Origin of the sequence: Paracoccus sp. NFXS7, from assembly GCF_040148865.1 — a bacterium.
GTDB lineage: Bacteria > Pseudomonadota > Alphaproteobacteria > Rhodobacterales > Rhodobacteraceae > Paracoccus > Paracoccus marcusii.
The window spans coordinates 2501-5801 of sequence record NZ_JAKEKV010000028.1 but is presented as its reverse complement, the minus strand read 5'-3'; the positions used below and the strand labels follow the sequence as shown (position 1 = coordinate 5801).

Genomic DNA, 3301 nt, shown 5'->3' with positions numbered 1-3301 from the left:
CCCACGGTTTTTCCACTTCTGGGTAAGCTTGCGGGAATCCTTGGCCTTGCGGAAGGCCAGGCCGGGATCGATCGTCCGGACATGACGAAGCCCCCGCGGGTCGCGAGGGCTGTTTGTTCGTCTGGGTCTGTTTCTGTGGTTGCGGGGACAGGATTTGAACCTGTGACCTTCAGGTTATGAGCCTGACGAGCTACCGGGCTGCTCTACCCCGCGCCAAGGTTGTCCTGATCGGGTTTATTTCATCGTATCAGAGAGATATTGCGTTTCTTACCAGGTCTGGCGGTGACCTACTCTCCCACGTCTTAAGACGCAGTACCATCGGCGCAGCGGCACTTAACGGCCGAGTTCGGGATGGGATCGGGTGTTTTGCTCGCGCTAGGGCCACCAGACCAGGAAAGAAACGCTCAGCGTCGGACCCTTTGAAGGGTCTGATATTGTCCAAGGATGCTTTGGAGGAAGGAGGGTAATCCTGCTTCTTCCGGATCAAATCAAGCCTATCGAGCCATTAGTACCGGTCAACTGAATGCATTGCTGCACTTACATCTCCGGCCTATCGACGTGGTGGTCTTCCACGGCTCTCAAGGGAGACCTTGTTTTGAGGGGGGCTTCACGCTTAGATGCCTTCAGCGTTTATCCTGTCCGTTCATAGCTACCCAGCACTGCCGTTGGCACGACAACTGGTCCACCAGTGGAACGTCCACCCCGGTCCTCTCGTACTAGGGGCAGCTCCTCTCAAGTCTCCAACACCCACGGCAGATAGGGACCGAACTGTCTCACGACGTTCTAAACCCAGCTCACGTACCTCTTTAAACGGCGAACAGCCGTACCCTTGGGACCTGCTCCAGCCCCAGGATGAGATGAGCCGACATCGAGGTGCCAAACGATGCCGTCGATATGGACTCTTGGGCATCATCAGCCTGTTATCCCCAGCGTACCTTTTATCCGTTGAGCGATGGCCCTTCCACTCGGGACCACCGGATCACTATGGCCGACTTTCGTCTCTGCTCGACTTGTCAGTCTTGCAGTCAGGCTGGCTTCTGCCATTGCACTCAACGACCGATTTCCGACCGGTCTGAGCCAACCTTCGCGCGCCTCCGTTACTGTTTGGGAGGCGACCGCCCCAGTCAAACTACCCACCACGCAGGGTCCCGGACCCGGATAACGGGCCGCGGTTAGACATCAAGAGTGCGAAGGGCGGTATCTCAAGGATGGCTCCACGAGGACTAGCGTCCCCGCTTCAAAGCCTACCGCCTATCCTGCACATCGCAATCCTGATGCCAGTGCGAAGTTGTAGTAAAGGTGCATGGGGTCTTTCCGTCTAACCGCGGGAAGTCTGCATCTTCACAGACAATTCAATTTCGCTGAGTCCACATTTGAGACAGCGGGGAAGTCGTTACGCCATTCGTGCAGGTCGGAACTTACCCGACAAGGAATTTCGCTACCTTAGGACCGTTATAGTTACGGCCGCCGTTTACCGGGGCTTCAATTCAAGGCTTGCACCTCTCCTTTTAACCTTCCGGCACCGGGCAGGCGTCAGACCCTATACGTCGTCTTACGACTTCGCAGAGCCCTGTGTTTTTAGTAAACAGTCGCCACCCCCTGGTTTGTGCCCCCGGCCTCTGCTTGCGCAAAAACCGGGCCTCCTTCTCGCGAACTTACGGAGGTATTTTGCCGAGTTCCTTAAATGTGGTTCTCTCAAGCGCCTTGGTATTCTCTACCAGTCCACCTGTGTCGGTTTAGGGTACGGTCTTGTGGAGGGCTATTTCCAGGGACCCCTAAGCAGCCCGATCAATCCGTTAAGATCGAACTACCCTCGGGATCCGTCACCATCTCCTGGCCCAGGAATATTAACCTGGTTCCCATCGACTACGCCTTTCGGCCTCGCCTTAGGGGCCGGCTTACCCTGCTCAGATTAGCTTTAAGCAGGAACCCTTGGACTTTCGGCGACAGGGTCTCTCACCCTGTTTGTCGCTACTCATGTCAACATTCTCACTTCTGATCACTCCACCGGTTGCCTCACGGCCCGGCTTCACAGTCAGAACATTGCCTCCGTAGACCATTGCTGGGCTAAAGAGGCAGCGTTCTATATCACAGAACGCTCCGCTACCACGCACTCTAAAGTGCATCCAAAGCTTCGGCTCGTGGCTTGAGCCCCGTTACATCTTCGCCGCAAGACCTCTTGATTAGACCAGTGAGCTGTTACGCTATCTTTAAAGGATGGCTGCTTCTAAGCCAACCTCCTGGTTGTTTTGGAAGTCTCACATGCTTTCCCACTTAGCCACGAATTGGGGGCCTTAGCTGTTGGTCAGGGTTGTTTCCCTCTCCACGACGGACGTTAGCACCCGCCGTGTGTCTCCCGGATAGTTCTCCTGGGTATTCGGAGTTTGCTTAGACTCAGTAAGGCTGTGGGCCCCCATCATCCATGCAGTGCTCTACCCCCCAGGGAATACGTCCGAGGCGCTACCTAAATAGCTTTCGCGGAGAACCAGCTATCTCCGAGTTTGATTGGCCTTTCACCCCTAGGCACAAGTCATCCCGACCTTTTTCAACAGGTGTGGGTTCGGACCTCCAGTACGTGTTACCGTACCTTCATCCTGCTCATGCCTAGATCACTCGGTTTCGGGTCTGATCCGTCTAACTATGTCGCCCATTTAAGACTCGCTTTCGCTGCGCCTACACCTAACGGCTTAAGCTTGCTAGACAGACCAAGTCGTTGACCCATTATACAAAAGGTACGCCGTCACCCCTCAAGGGGGCTCCGACTGCTTGTAGGCGTCCGGTTTCAGAAACTGTTTCACTCCCCTCGTCGGGGTGCTTTTCACCTTTCCCTCACGGTACTGGTTCGCTATCGGTCAGTAAGGAGTACTTAGCCTTCGAGGGTGGTCCCCCGATCTTCAGACAGGATTTCACGTGTCCCGCCCTACTTGATACGTCCCATCGAGCTTCCGATACGGGGCTGTCACCCGCTATGGCCAGACTTTCCAATCTGTTCTCGTCACTCTCAAGGCTCGGCTGGTCCGCGTTCGCTCGCCACTACTAGCGGAGTCTCTATTGATGTCCTTTCCTCCGGGTACTTAGATGTTTCAGTTCCCCGGGTTCGCTTCTTAAACCCTATGTATTCAGGTAAAAGATACCTGGTTAACCCAATTGTTGACCGCCCGAAGGCAACAACAATCAAGTTTCAGGTGGGTTTCCCCATTCGGAAATCCATGGATCAAAGCTTATTCTCAGCTCCCCATGGCTTATCGCAGAGTATCACGTCCTTCATCGCCTCTTACTGCCAAGGCATCCACCAAACGCC

1 tRNA gene and 2 rRNA genes (1 of these 3 only partly in view) are annotated in these 3301 nt (G+C 54.9%); all 3 read right to left on the bottom strand.

Annotation, left to right across the window (positions count from 1 at the left end):
• Nucleotides 1–136: 136 nt before the first annotated feature.
• Nucleotides 137–213, bottom strand: a tRNA-Met gene (locus tag LZ686_RS18710).
• A gap of 61 nt (nt 214–274) precedes the next feature.
• Nucleotides 275–389: ribosomal RNA gene (gene rrf / locus LZ686_RS18705) — 5S ribosomal RNA — on the bottom strand.
• A gap of 95 nt (nt 390–484) precedes the next feature.
• Nucleotides 485–3301, bottom strand: a 23S ribosomal RNA gene (locus LZ686_RS18700) (it continues 16 nt past the right edge of the window).